Below are 19,322 nucleotides of genomic sequence, written 5' to 3' on the forward strand. Positions count from 1 at the left end.
GTGGTGCGGCGGGTGTGATTTCGCCGGATCGCGGCTCGTCACCCGCCGCGGGACGCCTCGCGCCGGTCGGCGTTGTGGGCCGGATGCGTGCGCCAGCGCACCTGCCGCTGCGCGGCCCGGCGGTGGCCGTTGCGGTGTGCGCCGCGGCGCCGCAGCAGTGTCTGGGCGACCTCGCCGTGCACCCCGGGCCGGGCCGGCGCGAAGTGCTCGGGCTCGGGGTCGAGGCCGTGGTAGACGCGGCACGCCGGGGTGATGCCGCCGACGACCATCTGCGCCAGCGTGCGCTCCATGCCGATGCAGGTGTCCTCGACGTACTCCATCCCGGCCGCCTCGGCGATCCGGCGCGCCTCCGGGCTCGCGATGCCGACCTGCAGCCACACCGCCCGGGCCCCGAACGCCGCCACCTCGCGCACGATCTGGGGCGCCTCGGCGGCCGGCCGGAACACGTTCACGAGGTCGATGCGCCACGGGACATCGGCCAGCCGCCGGTAGACGTGCTCGCCGAAGATCCGATCGGCCTCCGGGTTGATCGGAATGATCCGCCAGCCCTGCTCCTGCAGCATCTTCGGCACCCAGTACGCCGCTTTGAGGGGGTCACGCGATGCTCCGACGACCGCGATCGTCCGCGCGTCCGCCAGAATCTGCCGTGCGGTGCGCATAGGACTCATCTCCAATCCCGGGCCAAGCCCTGGTTGCGATATCTGGTCCCGGTTCCAGCTTTGCCGGGGGTGTCCCGCCGTGCAAGGCCGAAGGTCCCGAATCGCGGCGACGCGAGCCGCGCCCTCAAGCGGGCCGGTCCGCGGCGCCCGGCCGCATGGTGGCGAGCACGTCGCCGCGGCTCACCACGCCCACCACCCGATCGCCGGCGACGACGGGCACCGTGCGCAGGCCCTGCCGCAGCATGATCGCGACGATTTCCGCGACCGTCGTGTCGAACCCGGCCACCCGGGGCAGGCCCGACATCACCTCGGCCACCTGGCGGCACGCACCGGGCCGGGCGACGTCCGGAGCGCGGCCACGCGCCACGGCGCGCAGGCCGCCCGTGCGCTCCCGGAGCAGATCCATGTCGCTGATGAGCCCGACCAGTGCCTGCCGCTCGTCGACCACCGGCACCGTCGTGACGGACAGCCGCTCCAGCAGGGCGACGGCTTCGTCCAGCGAGGCTTCGCAGCCGATCGTCCAGGCCGGCGCGGTCATGATCTCGGCGGCGCTCGTCACCACCGCCGACTACCCGCGAAAGCGTGGTGTCACCGCCCGGCCCGGCCCGAACTGCGCCGAGTCTCAGCGCGCATGCATGAACCACGGCATCGGGGGAAGCAATCCGCGTCACCGGAACCAGTCCGATCAACCTCGGGGGGCGCGCTCGTGAAGGCGAAGATGGGCGACAGACTGATCGAAGAGGGCACGCGGGTAGGCGACCATCGCCGCATCGGCGTGATCATCGAAGTGCGACGCGACGACGGCACGCCTCCGTACGTCGTCCGCTGGCTCGACACCGGCCATGAGGCACTCGTCTTTCCCGGGCCGGATGCCCGGATCGAGGCCGAGGGCGCCTCCGAACGGAGCGGGTGAGCGACGAGGATCCGACGAGTTCCCGAGGAGGGCCGGTTACGTCGCCGACGGGACGTTCGGCCCTGACTGTCACCGTCGGCGATGGATAGTGTCGAAGTGCCAGGGGGTGATTCGGATGGCGACCACGATGATCGTGGGTGCGCTGATCGCCTGCGTCTACGCCGCGCTGATCGCCTTGCACGCCGCCACGGTCCGCCACGGCGGCACGGTCCGCAAGCGGTTGCATCCCGCTACGTGGCTCGCGGCCACCGGCGAGCGGCGGCGTGGACGCGAGGAGAGCGGCGTGGTGCGGCGCCGCATCGCCGGCGAGCTCGACCGCGGCGGCTACCACGACGCCATGGCGGCGCTCGCGGCGCGGGACGCGATCGAGCATCCGCTCGAGGTGCCCAAGTCGCTGCGGTGAGACGGGTCGCCGCGGGTGATTTCCACCGGCTCGGCACATCGATCCGGTGGAATCGGGCAGCCGTTGCGCCACGGACACCTGGAGCCGAAGGAGGAGCGCGATGCACACCACGGCCCTGCTCCGGGCGGCGCGGGACGCACGGCTCGCCCCGTCGATCCTGAACTCACAGCCGTGGCGCTGGCGGACCGGCGGCAGTGCACTCGAACTGCATGCCGATCCCGCCCGCCAGCTGCCGCACATCGACCCGCACGGGCGCCTGATGACCATCAGTTGTGGCGCCGCGCTGCATCACGCGCGCGTGGCGCTGTCCGCCGCCGGTCACGAGCCGGTCGTCGACCGGATGCCCGATCCCGGGCGGCCGACACTGCTGGCCCGCATCACCATCGGCCCGGCGCGGCCGCCGACGAGCGAGAGCCTCGCGGCCTACGACAGCATGCGCCGGCGCCGCACCGAGCGGCGCCCCTTCGCGGCCGACGCACGGGTCCCGGCCGAGGCCCTCACCCGGGTGCGGGCGGCCGCCGAGGCCGAGCGCGCGCACCTGTACGTGCTCGACTCCCCCGACGTCGAATATCTGCGCTACGCCGCGCAGGGCGCCCACACGATCACCGCCCACGACACCCTCGCGGCGGCGGAGCTGCGGCAGTGGACCCACCGCGACAACGCCGCCGACGGGGTGCCGCCCGCCACGGTGGTGCCCGACGCGCCCCGGCCGGTGCCGGTGCGTGACTTCGGTCTCGGCGCGGAGGCCGAGCTGCCACCCGGGTCCGGCGACGATTCCGGCGCCGAGTACCTGGTCGTCGCGACGAGCGGGGACGAGCCGGCGGACTGGCTCGGCGCGGGCGAGGCCACCAGCGCGGCCTGGCTGACGGCGACGACCGAGGGCCTCGGGGCATCGCCGATGAGCGAGGTGGTGGAGATTCCCGGCGCTCGGGTGCTGGTCCGCACGCTGCTGCCGACCCGCGAGCAGCCCCAGCTGGTGTTGCGCGTGGGGGTCCCGCCGGCCTGCGGGCCTCCCCCGAGTCCGCGCCGGCCCGCAACCGGCGTCGTCACCGAGGGCTGACACCCGCCGTCGCCGGCCCGGGCGAGCCTCCACAGTGGACGCCACGGGCTCCACCCGAGGCAAGCACAGCCTTGCCTTCGTTGCGGCGCACGGATTCGAGGTCGTACCGTCGTTGACGGGTGGGTGATCAACGATGAGCGAGAAGACCATGCCGGCGGCGATCGTCGCGGCCGTGCACCCCGGCGAGCTGCACACCGCCGGGGCGTCGGGACGGTTGAACTGGCTGCGCGCCGGGGTGCTCGGGGCCAACGACGGCATCGTGTCGACCGCGGCCCTGGTCGTGGGGGTGGCGAGCGCCACCACCTCCAGCGTGGCGATCCTCACCGCGGGGACGGCCGGGCTCGTGGCGGGCGCCGTGTCGATGGCGCTGGGCGAATACGTGTCGGTGAGCACCCAGCGCGACAGCGAGCGCTCGCTGCTCGCCACCGAGCGGCGCGAGCTCGAGCAATACCCCGAGGAGGAGTTCGAGGAGCTCACCGCGCTCTACCGCGCGAAGGGCCTCACCGAGTCGACGGCCCGGCTGGTGGCCCAGGAGCTCACCGCGAACGACGCCTTCGCCGCCCACGCGGAGGCCGAGCTGCACATCGACCCGGAGGCGCTGACCAGCCCGTGGCAGGCGGCCTCGGCGTCGGCGGTCTCGTTCACCGCCGGTGCGCTGCTGCCGCTGCTGGCCATGCTCCTGCCGCCGGCCGAGACCCGCATCCCGATCACCGTCGTGGCCGTGGTCCTGGCGCTCGCGGCGACCGGGGCGGTGAGCGCGCGCCTGGGCTCGGCGGGGGTCGGCCGCGCGGTCGCCCGGCTCGTGGTCGGCGGTGCCCTGGCGATGGCGGTCACCTTCGGCATCGGGCAGCTCGTGGGCACCGCGGCCAGCTGAACCCGTCGCGGCGCGGCGGCAGCCCACCGGGCATTCGCGGCGGTGCCGGCCCCGCCGCGGGAGCGGGGCCGGCACCGTTTCCGGGGTGTGGGTTACGCGGTGGTGCAGCTCACCGACGACGGCGCGGTGCCGCTGGCCGTGAAGCCGTACGTCGTCGAGGCGCTCGCCCCCAGGGAGCCGTTGTACGTCTCGTTGCGCACGGTCACCGGCGAGGTCGAGGTGACCCGCCCGTTCCACAGCGACTGGATCGTGGCGCTACCGCCGGACCAGGTGGTGCTCCAGCCCGAGATCGCGGCCGTGCCCGAGTTGCGCACGGTCACCTCGCCCTGGAAGCCGCCCTGCCAGCTGTTGATGGTCCGGTAGGTCGCGGTGCAGCCGGCCGTGCCGCCGCCCCCACCACCACCGCCGCCACCACCGCCGCCACCGCCACCGCCGCCGTTGATCGACGCGGAGAACGCGGTGACGGCGAGGCCCTGGCCGCCGATCCAGGGCTCGAAGCCGGCCTGGATGCTGGTCAGGTACCACGAGTTGGTGGCCTTGCCGCGGGAGATGACGTCGGCGATGAAGTTCTTGACGTCGAAGCTCCAGCTGCTCATCGCCGACGGGGAGACGTAGGAGACCACGTCGTTGCCGCCGTTGTTGCCCTGCCAGACCTCCCACGACTTGCCCGCGACCGTGGCGGTGCCGACCCGGCTGCCGACGGGCTGGATCGAGCCCTGCCGGTTGAACCAGATCATGATCTCGGTCGCGTTGACGCCGTTCGTCTTCGGCGTCGGGTCGAGCCAGATGTCGTACGCGGCGTCATAGGTGGCACCGCTGACGAAGTTGTACGTGATACTGGTCTGTGCGGTGCTGATCGCGCTGATCTGCATCGGCAGGTTGGTGCCGGGCGAGCAGTTCGAGTAGTGGCAGCCCACGTAGATCGCCGGGTACGAGGCCGGCGCGCCGTTGGTCGGCTTGTTCGCGTTGATCTGCGAGATCGAGAAGCCGGTGCCGGTCACGTTGATGCACTGGGTGGCGCTGTTGCCCCAGTTGTTGTTCATGACCACGTACCGGCCGCCGATCGTGGTGGACCCGTACGTGTCACAGATCTGGGTGTCGGCACCGGCCGGCGATGCGGGTCCCATCACCGCCACCAGGCCTCCGACGACGAACAGGCCGGCCGCCGCGACTGCGCGCAGCGCTTTGCTCATGGTGTTGCCTCCTTGCCTCGGTTGGAGCGCTGAGCGGGAGCGCACTCCTGGAGGCGGACGCTAGGCAACCTGACCCGGGACGGCGACAGGAGAGCGTGACGTTGCGTATTGCCGCAGCTCAATAGGGGTGACAGTGAGTGAAAGGTACACTGGTCCAGTGAGGCGTGTCTATGCGGTCGCGGCGTGTGCGCTGGCCCTGATGTCCTCCGCGTGCACGGGCGGCGGCCACGACGACCCCGCCCCGGCACCCACCACTCCGCCGTCCCGACCCGTGCAGCGGCTGCGGCCGGGCACCCACGTCGAGGTGACCGCGGTGGTGAGCCGCGTCTACGGCACGCACGCGTTCGTGGTCGAGGACGCCGACCTGCCACCGACCGGCCAGCTCGTCGTGTCGGACGCGCCGGTGACGGTGCTGGCGCCCGAGCTCGTCACGCTGTCGGGCCTGGTCGAGCAGCTCGACCAGGCGGCGCTGCGCCGCTACGGCGTCGGCGACTCGGCACTCGCCGTGGTCGTCGTCGCCTCCGCGGTGCGCGACTACCCCGCGGAGAGCCCGACGTCCTGAGCCGCCGGGCCGGCGGCTCAGGACTGCGCGAAGGCGCGGCGCGCGGTCCGGGCGCTCCACCGTCCGTCGCGGTGCTCCACCTCGATCGCGTGGCGGAACGCCGCCGAGATGTTCGCGCTCGTCAGCACGTCCGTGGCCGGGCCGGCCGCGACCACGCGACCGTCGGCGAGGATCAGCGCGTGCGTCGTCGTCTCGGGCAGCTCCTCCAGGTGGTGCGTCACGAGCACCGATGTCAGTCCGGGATGCGTCCGCGGCAGCATGGCGATCGTGTCCAGCAGCTGCTCGCGCGCGGCGACGTCGAGGCCGGTGGACGGCTCGTCGAGCAGCAGCAGCCGGGGCTCGCCGATGAGGGCCCGGGCGATGAGGGTGCGGCCGCGCTCCCCCTGGGACAGCGTCGGCCAGCGGTCGCCGACGCGCCCCGCGAGGCCGAGCAGGTCGATGAGGTCATGCGCGCGGGCTCGCTCGGCGGCGGTGGGCTCCCAGCGATTCGGCGTCTCGACGGTACCGGTGATGCCGGTCAGCACAACCTCGCCGACGGTGAGCGGCGAGCGCAGCGGATGCCGGGGATTGACGTGACCGATGGCGCGCCGGAGCTTCTGCAGCTCGACCCGCCCGATCTCGTGGCCGAGCACGTGAACGCTCCCGGTCGTCGGGTGCGTGACGGCGCCGCAGAAGCCGAGCACGGTGCTCTTGCCGGCGCCGTTGGGGCCCAGCATCGCCCAGTGCTCCCCCGCGCCGACCTCGAAGCCGACGCCGTGCAGAATCTCCTTCCCCTCGCGCCGGAAGGTGACCTCGCGCAGCTCCAGGACGTTCACATGCCCTCCTTCACGCCGTCGATCAATCCCCAGGACGCGGCCACGGCACCGTCCGCGTCACCGGCCCGGATCGCCCGGAGGATGGCCGCGTGCGCGTCGCGCACCCCGGGATCCTCGGGGAACACGGCGGTCTCCTCGATGGACTGGTTGATGACGCCCTCGACGGCGTCGAAGAGCCGCAGCAGCAGCGGGTTGCCGGAGGCCACGACGACGCCCCGGTGGAAGGCGGCATCGGCGGCGACGTAGCCGGCCCGGTCGCGGCGCTCGTGCGCCAGGGCCCGGGCCGCAAGGGCTTCCTCGAGCGCGTCGACCGCCTCGGGCCGCGCGCACCGGGCGGCGATGCGGGCCGCGGCCGCCTCGAGGCCGCCGCGCACATCGAGCACGGTGGTCAGCCCGGCTTCGCGCTCGTCGCGCACGAGCACGCCGGTGATCTCGTCGGTGGCGCGCACGTAGGTTCCGTCGCCGACGCGGGGCTCGAGCAGCCCGCTGATGCTGAGCGCCCGCAGCGCCTCGCGCACCGTGCCCCGGCTGACCCCGAGCTGCCCGGCCAGGTGGTGCTCGCCGGGGATCTTCTCGCCGAGCGGCCAGCTGCCGTCCTGAATGAGCTCGCGGAACCGCTCGGTCACCTGGATCACGAGCGGCGCCTGCCGCACCAGACCACGCACGCGGCGAGTGTACGGCAAATGTCGAACATTTACACCGCGCGAGCTCGGCTGCGGGGCGGGAGCGGACGGCGGCGATGCTCTGAGCGGCCTACCCCGACGACCGCCGGCTCACCACCTCCGCGATCCAGACGGGCGCGTACGGCGAGGTGCAGTTCGGCGGCGTCGGGTAGTCCTTGAGCACCCCGAGCCGCTCGCCGATGGCGGTGGCCCGCGCGCGGTGCTCGGCGTGGTCGATGCCGATCTGGGCCAGGCAGTGGTTCATCGCCCACTGCAGCCGCTCCGGCGCCTCGGCCATGTCCGACTCGATCACGTCGAGCAGGGCGGGCAGATCCAGCGACGCGGGCGCCTTCGAGACCCGCTCGGTCGTCAGGGCCCAGCCGGCGCTCGCGACCACGGGATCCGCGTCCGCGAGCCAGGTCTGGCGCAGCGACTCCGCGTGCGGGCTCTTCTTCACCGCGTAGTTCACGAGCCAGTCGTGCACCTTCGGGCCGCCCGTCTCGCGGACCATGGCGTCCAGCTCGTCCGCCGTGAAGGCCTTCGGGCGGCAGACGAGCAGGGCCAGCAGCCGGGCCGCGGTGTCGCCGGTCCGCCAGAGCTCGCCGGCGAGATCGTGCCGCGTCTTCAGGCGCTTCGCGACCTCGCGCAGCCGGCTCAGGTTCACGCCGTGGTCGTCGCCGCGCTTGACGTTGGCCTCGCGGACCTTCGGGTCCTGCAGCGCGTTCAGCTCGGCCATGACCTCGGCCAGCTCCGTCTCGCTCACGAGCCGGACGGTACCACCAGCGGGCCGCCGTGACCGGGAATGCCCTTGTCGGGCGGGATCGGCGCGTCCGGGGCCGTCGTCGTGACGCCGTGGGATCGGGTCTGGGCGGCGACGCCCTCGTAGTACGCCGAGACGGTGGCCAGGGCGGCGCGCACCGCGGAGAGCAGCTCGCCGCCCGCCCGCTCGATGACCGCCGACTCGTGGAGCTCGAAGGCGCGTACACCTTCCAGCACCGCGGATTTCAGCTCGCGCAGCAGCCGCACGTCGGCCTCGGCGTAGAGCCGGCACAGGGCGGTCACGCGGCGATGGTCGTCGCCGGACTGGAGCAGGTCCTTCACCACCGGCACGGAGCCGTGCACCAGCGCGTCGGCCGTCACCAGGGAGTCGTAGGCGCGCACGTCCTGGTGCGGGTCGCAGAAGCCGACCGTGTGCTGCCACAGCCCGCGCAGGTCGTCCTGCAGCAGGCCGTCGAGGTAGCTGACGAGGAAGCGGCGGTGGGCCTCGATGACGTACTGCGCCTTGAACGGCGTCAGCTCGCGCGGATCCTCGCCGGCCGTCGCCTCGGCCGAGGTGAAGCCGTAGTCGGCACTCAGCGCGTTCTCCATGCCGACGAGCAGGTACACGAAGCGGACCCAGATGCGGAACAGCTCCTCCAGCGGCACCGAGTGCAGGCCGGACCCGGTCAGCACCACGCCCCAGCGGGCGCCGAAGCGCAGGCGGCGCAGGTGACCGATCTGGTACATCGCCAGCTGGGCGTCGATCTCGGCGTGCGCGTGGTGCAGCACCTTGCGGTAGGCGGCGGTCGCGTCGAGGCCGGCGTGGTTGCGGATGATGTGCGGGCCGCCGATGTGCAGGTGCACGAACTCGGTGACGTCGAAGACCGCGCCGCCGACGGCCATCCAGTAGCCGGCCGCGGGCGTGTTGTGCCGGGCGAGCTCGGAGACCTCGAAGCGCGGACCCTGCTGGGCGTGGCCGAGGTACGTCGTGAAGACGTCCTCGCCCAGCCGCCCGTCCGCGACCAGCTGCCGCATGAACTCGCGGCCGTCGCCCGGTGCGATCTCGGCGAGGGCCTTGACCACGCTGGCGGCGAAGGGGGCGCTGCCGCAGACGAAGACGTGCGCGCCCCGGCCGCCGTCGGCGACGGGGCGCAGCAGCTCACGCAGTACCGCCGCGTCCTGACGAATGGCGTCGTCGACCCGGCGGCGTCGTCCGGCCCGCACGGTGTGGGTCTTGCCGTCGAACGCGACGGACGCGTCGGCGCGGGAGAACGCGACCTCGAGCCGGAGCCGTCCCGCGGCCGCGGCGGCGTCGAGGGCGGCGTGCTCGACGAACTCGCCGGGCGTGCGGATGCCGAGGTAGAGGTGGCGCTCGCCGGAGTCCACGAAGCCGAGGAACGGCGCGATGCCGGAGCCGGCCGCGAACATCACGACGGGGACGGCGGGGTCGGCGGGCAGGCGGAACCGGGGCGTGGGCACGATCTGCAGCGAGATGCGCCGGCGCTGCTCGGCGGCGGCCCGGCGCAGGAAGTGCGAGGCGGTGCCGAGGCGTCTGCGGGGGTACGACCACGCCGTGCGCGCCGAGTCGTACTCGAGTCCGCTGACCACCAGCGCCAGCGTGGTGGCGGGCCGGCCGGGCGGCGGGGCGGAGGCGATGGAGTACAGCCGGAACGGCTCGGGCGGCACCACGTCGCAGAACGCGTCCGGCTCCCCCGGGCCGGCCTTCCACAGCCGGGTGACGTCATATCCGCCCGCGTACAGCAGGTTGAGCACGTCCCACAGCTCCCACTGGTCCTCCATGCGGGCGTCGACCACCCGCTGCCAGGAGCCGACCGCCGTGAGCCGCGCGAGGCGCTTGGCCACGGCCCGCCCGACCGGCCGGAGCTTGGCGAAGCGCAGCAGGGTCCGCAGCGGCAGCACGTCGACGTCGCCGAAGCCGTGCCGGCAGGCGACCGCGGCCCGCCAGCGCGGCGTGAGCCCGACGAGCTCGTCGCCGGTGGCCTGCAGCGCGGCGACGGTACGGCGGACGAGCTCGTCATCGTGCTCGGCGAGCACGCCGACGCGGTCGCCGGGCTGGTGGTGCACCCCCTGCCCGGTGACGTCGAGGTCCAGGTAGCACGTCCACGCGCCGGACTCGCCGGTCACCACGCGGCCGCGGCGCGCGGTGCCGAACACCACCGGCGGCCCGACCGGCGGGCGGCGCTCGTCGCGCACGACCGCCAGCTCGCCGTCGACCTTGTCCCAGGTGCGGTCCTTGAACAGGCCGGTGAACCGCGCGCCGGTCGTCACCTGCCGTCCGACCTTGAACGCGACCTCCAGGAACCCGTACGCCTTGATGCGGTGCAGCCCCATCCAGCCCCGGTCGCCGACGTAGGCGTCGAGCACGGCGTTGTAGATGCCGCGCAGCGTGGTGTTGCGGGTGTCCTCGATGTACTGCCGCACCGACACCTCGCGCAGCGCCGCCACGAGCTCGCGCCAGTGCCGCGGGAAGAACCCGGCCAGGTACGTGCTCTGCTGCCCGACCAGCGAGCCGAAGTCGCGGCGCTCGAGGAACGCGTCGATGGCGTGGACCTGCGGCTGGGCGGTGCCGCTCGGGCTCGGCGCGCCGTCGAAGATCGGCACGCCCGCGGTGCCGACGGTCTTGGCCCACAGCACCTGGTCGAGCGGGTGGCGGCCACGCGGGTTCGGGTCGATCTGGGGATAGACGGTCTGGGTGACGTACTGCAGCCGCTCGAGGATCACCAGCAGCGCCCGCTCCAGGCCGGCCGGGTCGTCGGCGACCACGGACTCCTGGGCCTGCAGCATCGCGCCCAGCACCGGCGTGAGCCCCATCGCGAACTCGGTCGTGACCAGGTAGAAAACCCGCTCGGCGGCGTTGTCCCAGGTGGGCACGAGCAGGTCCATGTTCGCCAGCTCACGGGGGCCGGCCGGGTCCCGCAGGCGCCAGTTGTAGAAGAACAGGTCGATGTACGACACCGCCGGCATCTGCTTGCCCAGCCTTCGCGAGACCGTCGTCCACGGCCGCAGCAGCGACTCGGGCAGCGTCGCCGGCGGATCGACGGCCATGTACTGGTACGCGTGCGCGAAGACGCCGAGCAGCGTGGAGGCGCGCAGCAGGTACCGGTCCGGCAGCGCCTCGGCCCGCGCGTCGAGCACCGGCAGCGCGTCGAAGGCCCGGCGCAGCCCGAGCCGCCGGAACAGCTCCGGCAGCCGCCCGGTCATCTCGTCCCAGGCCCGGTGCGACTCCGGGAACGCGGTGAGCGGCGGCTCGACCGGCAGGAAGCCGTGCGCGAGGGACAGGAACCCGTCCAGCTCGTGCCCGGCCTGCCGGTTGTGCGCCTCGGCCGCCTCGACCACGCGCCGGGCGGCGACGGCGGGGCGCCCGACCGGGTGCAGCGCGGTCAGCTGACCGGAATCGATCAGCGCGGTGGCGTCCGAGTCCACCAGCGACCAGGCCAGCTCGTACCGCCCGATGCGCAGCCGGTCGCCGGGGGCGAGCACGCGCCGCGTGACCCGCTCGTCGTTGACGAAGGTGCCGTTGGTGCTGCCGAGGTCGGTGAGCACGACCTGGTCGCCGTCGAGGTCCAGCCGCGCGTGGCGCCGCGACACGTCCCGGTCGTCGAGGACCACCGCCGCCGTGCCGCCGTCGCGGCCGAGGGTCGCCGGCAGGGAGCACACCCGCTCGGTCGTGTCGCGGGTGTGCCGGTCGGTGAGCCGCAGCCGGAGCTCAGGAATGGTAGATCACCGCTCGGCACAGGTCGGCCCGCGACAGGGTGCCGACGAGCTGCCCGTCGTCGACGACGGGCAGCCGCCGCAGGCCGCGGTCCAGCATGACGACGGCGGCGCGGGCCAGCTCGTCGTCGGGCCGCAGCGCCGCCACGTCCCGCGCCACGAGCGGGTCGACGGCCCGGTCGGCGAGGGTGCGGCCCCGCTCCAGGAACAGCGCGAACGCGTCGGCGAGGGTGCCGCCGACCGCGGTCACGTCGTCGAACCCGGGCAGCATGGCCCGCACCAGGTCTTCTTCGGACAGCGTGCCCACGAACCGGCCGTCGTGGTCGAGGACCATGAGCTGGCCGACCTCGGACACGCTGATGACCTCGGCCGCCCGCCGGATGGTGGCGCCCAGCCGGATGTAGGCCGGGAAGGCCGTCATGACGTCGCTGACCAGCACGCCACCTCCCAGAGGTCCGCCTCATCAGTATCGTGATCCGACCGGCGGGGGAGATCGGGTTTTCGGCTCAGACCTCGTCGGCCTTCGGCTCTACCACGGCGCGATGGTCCCGTCGTACTGGTGGAACGCTCCGGTCGGGCCGTCGTCGGGCATCGAGTTCATCACCGCCGCGCCGGGCTCGCCGTCCGCCCGCGCCCTGCGGGAGCCCGCCCGCGGCGCCTGACCGGCGGCCGGGCGCCGAGCGGCGGCGGTTCTCCCGGGACGGTCGGGGTAGCGCTGGCGTGTGAACGGCATCGGCTTCCTCACGGTGGTCGTCTGCGCGGTGGCCATCTCGGCCATGGCGAACCGGCGTGGCTGGCCGGGCCCCCTGATCGTGGTCGCGGTCGCCGCGCTGGTCGCGTTCGTGCCCGGCCTGCCGCGGATGGAGCTGCCGCCGCAGCTGATCCTGGCGGTCGTCCTGCCGCCGCTGCTGTACTCAGCCGCGCTGGACCTCTCGTTCGTCAGTTTCCGCCGCGACCTGCTGGCCATCGCCTCGCTCGGGGTCGGCCTGGTCGTCTTCACCGCGCTCGCCGTCGGCGCCGTCGCGTGGTCGCTGCTGCCCTCGCTGACCGTCGCCGGCGCGCTCGTGCTCGGCGCGGTCCTGGCTCCCTCCGACGCGATCGCGGCGGTGGCGCTGGGCCGCCGGTCCGGCGTGCCCGGCCGGATCATGACGATCCTGACCGGGGAGAGCCTGGTCAACGACGCCGTGGCGCTGGTCGCCTTCCAGCTCGCCGTCGCCGCGTTCACCGGCTTCCCGCCGTTCATCCATCAGCCCGTGCTGCTGGCCGCCTACAGCACGTCGGCGGGGGTGCTCATCGGGCTCGTCGTGGCGGGAGTCGTGCACCTCGTCCGGCCGCGGCTGCATGATCCCGCGCTGGAGACGGTGCTCGGCGCGGTGGTGCCGTTCGTCGCCTTCCTCGCCGCGACCGAGGTGCACGCCTCGGGGGTGCTGGCCGTGGTCGCCGCCGGATTCTGGATCGGCCACCACAGCGCCGACGCGGCCTTCGCCACCCGGTTGCAGAGCCGGCAGGTGTGGCGCAGCACGGATCTGGTCCTGGAGGCCTTCGTCTTCGCGTACATGGGCCTGCAGGTCCCGCTCATCCTGCAGGCCGCGACCGGCAACGGCGTCGGACCGGGCCGCCTGGCCGCCACGATCGGGATCGTGCTGCTGGTCGTGGTCGTGGCCCGCCCGGTGTGGATCATGGCGATCATGCGGATCACCGGACGGCGCCTGCCGTGGCGCTTCGCCGCGGTCCTGTCGTGGTCCGGGATGCGCGGCGTCGTGACCCTCGCCGCGGCCGCCGCGGTCCCCGCCGTCACGGTCACCGGCGCGCCGACCGCCGACCGCAACCTGATCCAGGCCACCGCCGTGTCCGTCGCCCTGCTGACCATCCTGCTGCAGGGGGCCACGCTGCCGCCGCTGGTGCACGCGCTGCACCTCAGCGACGTTGCCGAGCGCCGCCGGGCCAACGCCGACCTGGCCCGGGCCCTGCGGGTCGCCCGCCGGGCCGCGCACGAGGTCACGCAGCGGGCCTCCGCGTCCGGCGACGGCATCGAGGCCGCCACCATGGCGCTGATCGAACGCCGGGTGGCCCACGTGCTCACCGCGACCCCGCACAACCTGGAGGACCTGCGCGAGGCCGACCGGCCCGGGCCGACCACGAACGAGCTCGTGCAGCAGATCCTCGCCCGCCAGCGCCAGGCCCTCATCCAGGAGCGAGACCTCGGCCGGCTCGACGACGAGGTGCTGCGCGCCGTGCTGCAGCAGCTGGACTACGAGGAGGCCGCCGCCAGCACCGACCTGCGGACCCGGCTGTGACTCGGCCGTGACCGGCCTGGTCATCCGGCCGGGGCACCGCTCGCGGGGCCCGGGCCGAGCGCCACCCCGCCCGCAGGGCCGAGCGCGGCGGTGAGGCGGGGCCGATCCGCCGGACGGGTGAGCACGACGAGCACCGCCCGGCCGGGCGGCACGGCCCGGATCGCCCGCTCGATGCTCGCGTCGGACAGGCCGGCGTCGTGCACGCCCGCCACCGTGGCGGCGACGATCGCCCCCGCGGCCAGGCCGAGCGTCGGGCGCCCGGCGAGCGTGCCGACGACGACGCCCCACGCGGCCCCGGCCAGCGCGCCGTCGAGGGCGCCCAGGTCGCGGGTCTCCAGCTCGTGCAGGCGGTACGGGCGGCCGGCCCGGTCGCCGGGCGCGTCGGACCAGGCCACGACCGCGTCGTCGAGGCGGATCAGCCGCCGCTCCCGCAGACGCAGCACGGTGACCAGGGCCTCCCGCGCGCGGTCGGCGGTGTCGAAGGCGTAGACGGCCGACCGGTCGCAGCGCCGCGCGCCGGGCCGTCGCAGCCGCCCGGCGAGGGGCCGGTGGCGCAGCTGCCAGCCGGCCAGCAGCCCGAGGAGGGTGGACAGCAGATGCCCGAGGCTGGTGAAGGTGCGGGCGTCGGCAAACGGCACGACCACGAGGGCGAGCACGGCCGGGACAAGCACGCGCCGGGCCCGCACGGGCAGGCTGCAGGCCAGGGCGGCGGCGACGGCGTGCAGCCCGTAGCTGGTGCCGACATCGGCGGCGCTCGCCACGGCCCGCCCGAACCACGCGCGGCGCAGGCCGGCCTGCAGCACCTCGTAGACCAGGCAGCTGGCGATCACGTGGGTGAGCAGGAACACCTCGGCCAGCCGCCGTCGCCCCCACAGCAGCTCGGCGGCGCCGGTGAGCAGCAGCAGCGGCAGGACGGTCAGCGGCCCGATCCGGCCGTCGAACACGAACGCGCTGGTGAGCAGCGTCCACACGCGGTGGCGCTCGAGGTTCGCCACGTTGGTCGAGTTCGCCGCGACGATCCGCGCCCGGGCCCGCGGTCCGGCGAGGTCGAGCACGAGCCCGATGGCGACCACCACCAGGACGTACAGGGGCGCCAGCCGCAGCCGGGCCGCCGCGGCCAGGACCACGCGCGCGCGGGCCACCGCTCCCGGGGACCCGGCGAGCTCGGCGGCCAGGTCACCGCCGGGCAGGTACCGGGCCGGCACCAGCGCCGGGCGATCCTCGCGCAGCCGCCTGCGGTGGACCACTCATCGGTCCCGCGGCCTCGAACCGGTCGCTCGCCCGCCGGTCGGCCGTTCGTCCGGAGCCCGCCGTTCGCCCTGAGCCCGCCGTTCGTCCAGAGCCCGCCGTTCGTCCAGAGCCCGCCCGTCGTTCACAGCCCGCCGTTCGTCCAGAGGCCGCCCTTCGTTCACAGCCCGCCGTTCGTCCGGGGCCGGCCGCGGCCAGAGCGCGTCGCGGTGCGCGTGCCGCAGGCGGTGCTCGTGCTGCCGGGCCAGCCGCCCCGCGATCCGCAGCGCGGCCACCGCACAGGCGATCCAGAGCACGGCGAGCACGAGGACGCCGATCAACGTTGTCATCGGTCTCACCCCACTCCGGCGCGCACCCGTCGGTGCCGGTCGGCGTTGGTCACCGGCGGCGCGCCCGCTGGTGTTGGTTCGGGCCGGGCCCGGCCGCCGGTGCGGGCACCCGGGCCGGGCGCCGCAACGTCGGCGGCCGGAGGGCGACCGGAGCGGCCGCGACCAGCGCCAGGGCGACGCCGGTGAGCGTGCCCACGAGATGCTCCCGGGACGGCAGACCACCCACCGCCACGACCTCGGTGCCGTGGTAGGTGACGAGGGCCGCGGCGAGCCAGCCGACGCGGCAGTGGACCACCGCGTACGCCAGCAACGCCACCACCGCCGCGGACGGCCCCGCGTCGGCGAGCCACGCGTCCTGGAACCCCAGCCCGACCGGCGGTCCGGCCGCCAGCCACAGCGGCGCGGACAGGGTCGCGAGGCTGTGCCCGGCGATCGCGACCGCGACGGTACGCCAGGTGCCGAGCACGGCCTGGGCAAGGGAGAACACGATCAGGACCTGCAGCACCGCGAACCAGAACGGCAGCAGCGCGGCCGGGGCGAACATCGACAGCGGCAGCCGGACGACGACGCCGGGCACCGGTTCGTCGGGGTGGGTGACGGCGTAGCGGGTGATGAAGGCGTGCCCGGCCTCCGTCCGCACGGCGAAGCCGAGGACCGTCACCGCCAGGGCGGCGGCCGGGCCCAGCCACAGCCGGCCGTACCAGCGCCCCTGCACCGCCTCGATCGCGGGCCCGAACAACGCCCGGCACTGGGCCGCCAGCCGGAGCGACACCGGCCGCACCATGCTCACCATGCGCCGGAGCTACCCGCCGCCGCGAAGGTCAATCCACCCCGAGAACGGGACGAATGCCGTTGCCGCGGCCCGGTTCGCCGTGCGTACCGTCGGAGGTGAGGAGGTCGCGATGGTTGCCGAACAGAGTGTTGTCGTCGGCGTCGACGGCTCCGCGCCGAGCCTGCACGCGGTCGACTGGGCGGCGGTGGACGCGGTACGCCGCCGCCGGCCCCTGCACATCCTCTACGCGTTCGTGTGGCCGCCGGCCTATCCGCCCGCCGCCGCGCCGGTGCCGTCGCCGTACGAGGCGCGGGTGCGGGAGGAGGCCGCGCGGACGGTCGCCGACGCGGCGGCCCGGGCCCGCGTGGCCGCCCCCGACGTCCGGATCACCACGTCGATGCAGGCGGACCCGCCGACGGTGGCGCTGCTGCGCGCGTCCGCGCACGCCTGCGAGGTGGTGGTGGGCAACCGCGGCCACGGTGGCTTCGCCGGGCTGCGGCTCGGCTCGGTCGGGGTGCAGGTGGCCGCGCACGCGCCCTGTCCGGTGGTGGTCGTGCGCGACGCCGCGCGGCCGGCCGGGCCCGAGGCGGGCCGCGTGGTGGTCGGCATCGACGGCTCGCACGACGCCGGGGACGCGCTGCGGTACGCCTTCGAGCACGCGTCCGCGGCCGCGTCCGGGCTGACGGCGGTGCTGGCGTACCGCTGGCCGGGCTCCGTCACGAGACCCGACGATCTGCTCCCCCTGATCTACGACGCCGCCGACCTCACCGCCGGGGAGCAGCGCACCCTGGCCGAGTCGGTCGCCGGGTGGCGGGAGAAGTTCCCGGACGTCGATCTGCGCACCAACGCGGTGCGCGGCCGGGCCGCCGGGGTGCTCGTCGAGCTGTCCGCCGGCGCACGGCTGCTGGTGGTCGGGTCCCGCGGCCGGGGCGGGTTCGCCGGGCTGCTGCTCGGCTCCGTGTCCCAGGTCGCGATTCACCACGCGGCCTGCCCGGTGGCCGTGATCCGGCACCCGTCGCAGGGGTCGTCGTGACCGGCGCCGACCGGCCGGTGCTGGCCGGCGTCGACAGCACGACCGGCAGCCTCGGCGCCGCACGCTGGGCCGCGGACGAGGCCGTGCGGTGGCACCGGCCGCTCGAGGTCATCCACGTCGGGCAGATCCCGGACGCCGCGCCGGCCGAGCGGGCCGAGGTGGAGATCCGGCGCTGGCAGCCGAGCCTGCGCGTCAGCGCCCACACGCTGCGGGGCGCCCCGGCGGACCGGCTGATCGAGCGGTCCGCCCACGCAAGCCTGATCGTGGTGGGCGGCCAGGACGCCCTCGGGCTCCACGCCCCGCCGAGCGACTCGGTCGGTGACCGGCTCGCCGCGGGCGCGCACTGTCCGGTGCTCGTCGTGCACGAGGCCGCCCGGTGGGCCGGCCCGGCACCGCTGCCCGACGACCGGCCGGTCCTCGTCGGCATGGACGGCTCGGATCAGGACGGCCCGGCCCTCGACCTGGGCTTCGCCGAGGCGGCCGCGCGGGGCGTCACCCTCGTGGCCGTGCGGGTCGGGCGAGCGCCGGGGCACCACACCGGACCGGCCGGTGACGCGACCCGGGCGGTGCGGCTCGAGCTGGAACCGTGGGAAGCACGGTACCGCGCGGTCCGGGTCGAGGCCCGCGCCGTCGACGGCCCTCCGGCACCGATGCTGGTCGAGGCGGCCGGCGGCGCGGCCATGGTGGTGCTCGGCCCCTCCGGCCGGGGCGAGCCCGGCGACCGGCGCCTCGGATCGGTCACCCGGCAGGTCCTCGACCATGCGCCCGCCGCGGTCCTGGTCGCGGGCGGTTGACCGGGTCGCGGGCGGTTGATCGCGGGCCGCTGCGGTCACCCGGTCGCGGCCTCCTCCTCGTCCGGGTCGGTGCGGGCGATCAGCACCGGGCACTCGGCCCGGTGCAGCAGGCGCAGGCCGACGGATCCCAGCAGCAGCCCGCTGAACCCGCCGCGGCCGCGGCTGCCCACGACGACCAGCCGTGCCCGCGCCGACCGGTCGCCCAACACGTCACCCGCCTCGCCGGCGTCGCCGTGGCACTCCCACCGCACCCCGGGAAACTCCTCGGCGGCCGCCGCGACCCGGGCCGTCGCGGCCTCGGTCAGCGTGTGGGCCGCCTCGTCCATGGCGCGCAGCAGCGGTGGCGACCCGAACGCCGGCGGCGACAGCGGCGCCTCGATCGCCCGCACCGCGATCAGGTCGTCGCCGGAGCGCTGGGCCTCGGCGAAGCCCAGCCGCAGCGCGGCGCCGGCCGAGGCCGAGTCGTCGACGCCGACGAGCACGCCGCCGGTCGGGTCCGGCCGGCCACGCACCACCGCGACCGGACAGGGGGCGTGCGCCGCCACCTGCTGACTGACCGAGCCCACGACCGCGCCGACCGCCTGGGGCCGCCCCCGGGTGCCGACCACGAGCAGCGCCGCGTCGGCCGCGGCGCGCAGCAGTGCCTCGGCCGGCTGGCCGTAGACCGCCTCCGCCCGCACCTCCACGTCCGGTGCGACGACCGCGGCGTCGCGGGCCCCGTCGACGACCACCATCTCGGCCAGCTCGCGCGCGGTGTCGGCGAGATCGCCGCGGGGGGCGAGGAAGGCCGGCACCCGCCAGTGGTAGGCCAGCAGGATGTCCACGGTCGCGCGCCGTCGTGCGGCGGCGGCCGCGGCCCATCGCACCGCCGCCGACGACCCCGGCGTGCCGTCGATGCCGACCACGATCCGCTCCTCGGTCATCCGGTCCTGCCCCCTCCGTGCCGGCGCCGGCCGTTCGGCGCGGGGCGCAGGTGCCCGGGTCGGCGCCGTTCATGCACGGCGGAGCTCGACCGGCAGGAGCGGACGGGGCGGAGGCGGAGGGTTTTGCGGACCGGCCCGACAGCTGCCGTGCTGCGGGGGGCGGTGACACCCGGTGGATGTCACCTGCGGTAGGACCGGCCCGGTCTCAATCAACCACCCCGGCGGTGCTTTCGTCCTCGGCCCGACGGGTCGCGGGCCGGCGATGATCGGAGGCGCCGCCCCGTCCGGTCGCCC

18 protein-coding genes and 1 pseudogene are annotated in these 19,322 nt (G+C 74.8%); 8 read left to right on the top strand and 11 right to left on the bottom strand.

The window, feature by feature from the left end:
- Positions 1-272: 272 nt before the first annotated feature.
- Both ACQP2P_RS28820 and ACQP2P_RS28825 read right to left on the bottom strand, forming a co-directional pair.
- Positions 273-659: pseudogene (locus ACQP2P_RS28820) on the bottom strand (CoA-binding protein); the annotation flags it as partial.
- A 124-nt stretch (positions 660-783) separates the two neighbouring features.
- Entirely contained in the window at positions 784-1,221 is a 438-nt protein-coding gene (locus ACQP2P_RS28825; protein WP_433605978.1) for a CBS domain-containing protein, read from the bottom strand.
- 144 nt (positions 1,222-1,365) lie between these two features.
- Between ACQP2P_RS28825 and ACQP2P_RS28830 the strand changes: the two genes are divergently transcribed.
- From ACQP2P_RS28830 to ACQP2P_RS28845, 4 genes are all read left to right on the top strand, one after another.
- The gene (locus ACQP2P_RS28830) at positions 1,366-1,572 is read left to right on the top strand and encodes a DUF1918 domain-containing protein (protein ID WP_433605980.1); all 207 of its coding nucleotides are present in this window, start codon (positions 1,366-1,368) and stop codon (positions 1,570-1,572) included.
- A 115-nt stretch (positions 1,573-1,687) separates the two neighbouring features.
- Positions 1,688-1,975 (top strand): hypothetical protein, encoded by a 288-nt coding sequence (locus ACQP2P_RS28835; protein ID WP_433605982.1) that lies wholly within the window; start codon positions 1,688-1,690, stop codon positions 1,973-1,975.
- Positions 1,976-2,075: 100 nt separating this feature from the next.
- Positions 2,076-3,035 (top strand): Acg family FMN-binding oxidoreductase, encoded by a 960-nt coding sequence (locus ACQP2P_RS28840; RefSeq protein WP_433605984.1) that lies wholly within the window; start codon positions 2,076-2,078, stop codon positions 3,033-3,035.
- Positions 3,036-3,168: 133 nt separating this feature from the next.
- Positions 3,169-3,909, top strand: a complete 741-nt coding sequence (locus ACQP2P_RS28845) for a VIT1/CCC1 transporter family protein (protein ID WP_433605986.1) — start codon at positions 3,169-3,171, stop codon at positions 3,907-3,909.
- A 92-nt stretch (positions 3,910-4,001) separates the two neighbouring features.
- On the opposite strand, the gene ACQP2P_RS28850 is transcribed toward ACQP2P_RS28845, so the two are convergent.
- On the bottom strand, positions 4,002-5,102 hold the full coding sequence (locus ACQP2P_RS28850) for a GH12 family glycosyl hydrolase domain-containing protein (protein ID WP_433605988.1): 1,101 nt from the start codon (positions 5,100-5,102) through the stop codon (positions 4,002-4,004).
- Positions 5,103-5,259: 157 nt separating this feature from the next.
- On the opposite strand from ACQP2P_RS28850, the gene ACQP2P_RS28855 reads away from it, so the two are divergent.
- A complete protein-coding gene (locus ACQP2P_RS28855) occupies positions 5,260-5,664 on the top strand; it encodes a hypothetical protein (RefSeq protein WP_433605990.1) in 405 nt (134 codons plus the stop codon).
- A 17-nt stretch (positions 5,665-5,681) separates the two neighbouring features.
- Here ACQP2P_RS28855 and ACQP2P_RS28860 read toward each other — a convergent pair whose 3' ends face one another.
- The 5 genes from ACQP2P_RS28860 to ACQP2P_RS28880 all read right to left on the bottom strand — a co-directional run bounded on the left by ACQP2P_RS28860 (position 5,682) and on the right by ACQP2P_RS28880 (position 12,071).
- Entirely contained in the window at positions 5,682-6,479 is a 798-nt protein-coding gene (locus tag ACQP2P_RS28860; protein ID WP_433605992.1) for an ABC transporter ATP-binding protein, read from the bottom strand.
- Complete coding sequence (locus tag ACQP2P_RS28865; protein ID WP_433605994.1) at positions 6,476-7,144, bottom strand: FadR/GntR family transcriptional regulator; 669 nt, start codon at positions 7,142-7,144, stop codon at positions 6,476-6,478. The genes ACQP2P_RS28860 and ACQP2P_RS28865 overlap by 4 nt, the downstream gene beginning before the upstream one ends.
- Before the next feature lie 88 nt (positions 7,145-7,232).
- On the bottom strand, positions 7,233-7,904 hold the full coding sequence (locus tag ACQP2P_RS28870) for a DNA alkylation repair protein (protein WP_433605996.1): 672 nt from the start codon (positions 7,902-7,904) through the stop codon (positions 7,233-7,235).
- Positions 7,901-11,578, bottom strand: coding sequence for an FHA domain-containing protein (locus tag ACQP2P_RS28875; RefSeq protein WP_433605998.1), 3,678 nt, complete (start codon positions 11,576-11,578; stop codon positions 7,901-7,903). The genes ACQP2P_RS28870 and ACQP2P_RS28875 overlap by 4 nt, the downstream gene beginning before the upstream one ends.
- Positions 11,579-11,627: 49 nt before the next feature.
- Positions 11,628-12,071 (bottom strand): CBS domain-containing protein, encoded by a 444-nt coding sequence (locus ACQP2P_RS28880; protein ID WP_433606000.1) that lies wholly within the window; start codon positions 12,069-12,071, stop codon positions 11,628-11,630.
- 283 nt (positions 12,072-12,354) lie between these two features.
- On the opposite strand from ACQP2P_RS28880, the gene ACQP2P_RS28885 reads away from it, so the two are divergent.
- Complete coding sequence (locus ACQP2P_RS28885) at positions 12,355-13,929, top strand: cation:proton antiporter (protein ID WP_433606002.1); 1,575 nt, start codon at positions 12,355-12,357, stop codon at positions 13,927-13,929.
- Between the two features lie 20 nt (positions 13,930-13,949).
- Here ACQP2P_RS28885 and ACQP2P_RS28890 read toward each other — a convergent pair whose 3' ends face one another.
- Both ACQP2P_RS28890 and ACQP2P_RS28895 read right to left on the bottom strand, forming a co-directional pair.
- The gene (locus ACQP2P_RS28890) at positions 13,950-15,176 is read right to left on the bottom strand and encodes a rhomboid-like protein (protein ID WP_433606004.1); all 1,227 of its coding nucleotides are present in this window, start codon (positions 15,174-15,176) and stop codon (positions 13,950-13,952) included.
- A gap of 379 nt (positions 15,177-15,555) precedes the next feature.
- Entirely contained in the window at positions 15,556-16,278 is a 723-nt protein-coding gene (locus tag ACQP2P_RS28895; protein ID WP_433606006.1) for a hypothetical protein, read from the bottom strand.
- 130 nt (positions 16,279-16,408) lie between these two features.
- On the opposite strand from ACQP2P_RS28895, the gene ACQP2P_RS28900 reads away from it, so the two are divergent.
- Entirely contained in the window at positions 16,409-17,311 is a 903-nt protein-coding gene (locus ACQP2P_RS28900) for a universal stress protein (protein WP_433606008.1), read from the top strand.
- Complete coding sequence (locus tag ACQP2P_RS28905) at positions 17,308-18,105, top strand: universal stress protein (protein WP_433606010.1); 798 nt, start codon at positions 17,308-17,310, stop codon at positions 18,103-18,105. The genes ACQP2P_RS28900 and ACQP2P_RS28905 overlap by 4 nt, the downstream gene beginning before the upstream one ends.
- 35 nt (positions 18,106-18,140) lie before the next feature.
- Here ACQP2P_RS28905 and ACQP2P_RS28910 read toward each other — a convergent pair whose 3' ends face one another.
- Positions 18,141-19,028 carry a universal stress protein gene (locus ACQP2P_RS28910; RefSeq protein ID WP_433606012.1) on the bottom strand — a complete coding sequence of 296 codons (888 nt, stop codon included), beginning with the start codon at positions 19,026-19,028 and terminating at the stop codon, positions 18,141-18,143.
- Positions 19,029-19,322: the final 294 nt, after the last annotated feature.

Source organism: Dactylosporangium sp. CA-139114 (assembly GCF_050955725.1).
In the GTDB taxonomy this organism is placed as follows: Bacteria; Actinomycetota; Actinomycetes; order Mycobacteriales; family Micromonosporaceae; genus Dactylosporangium.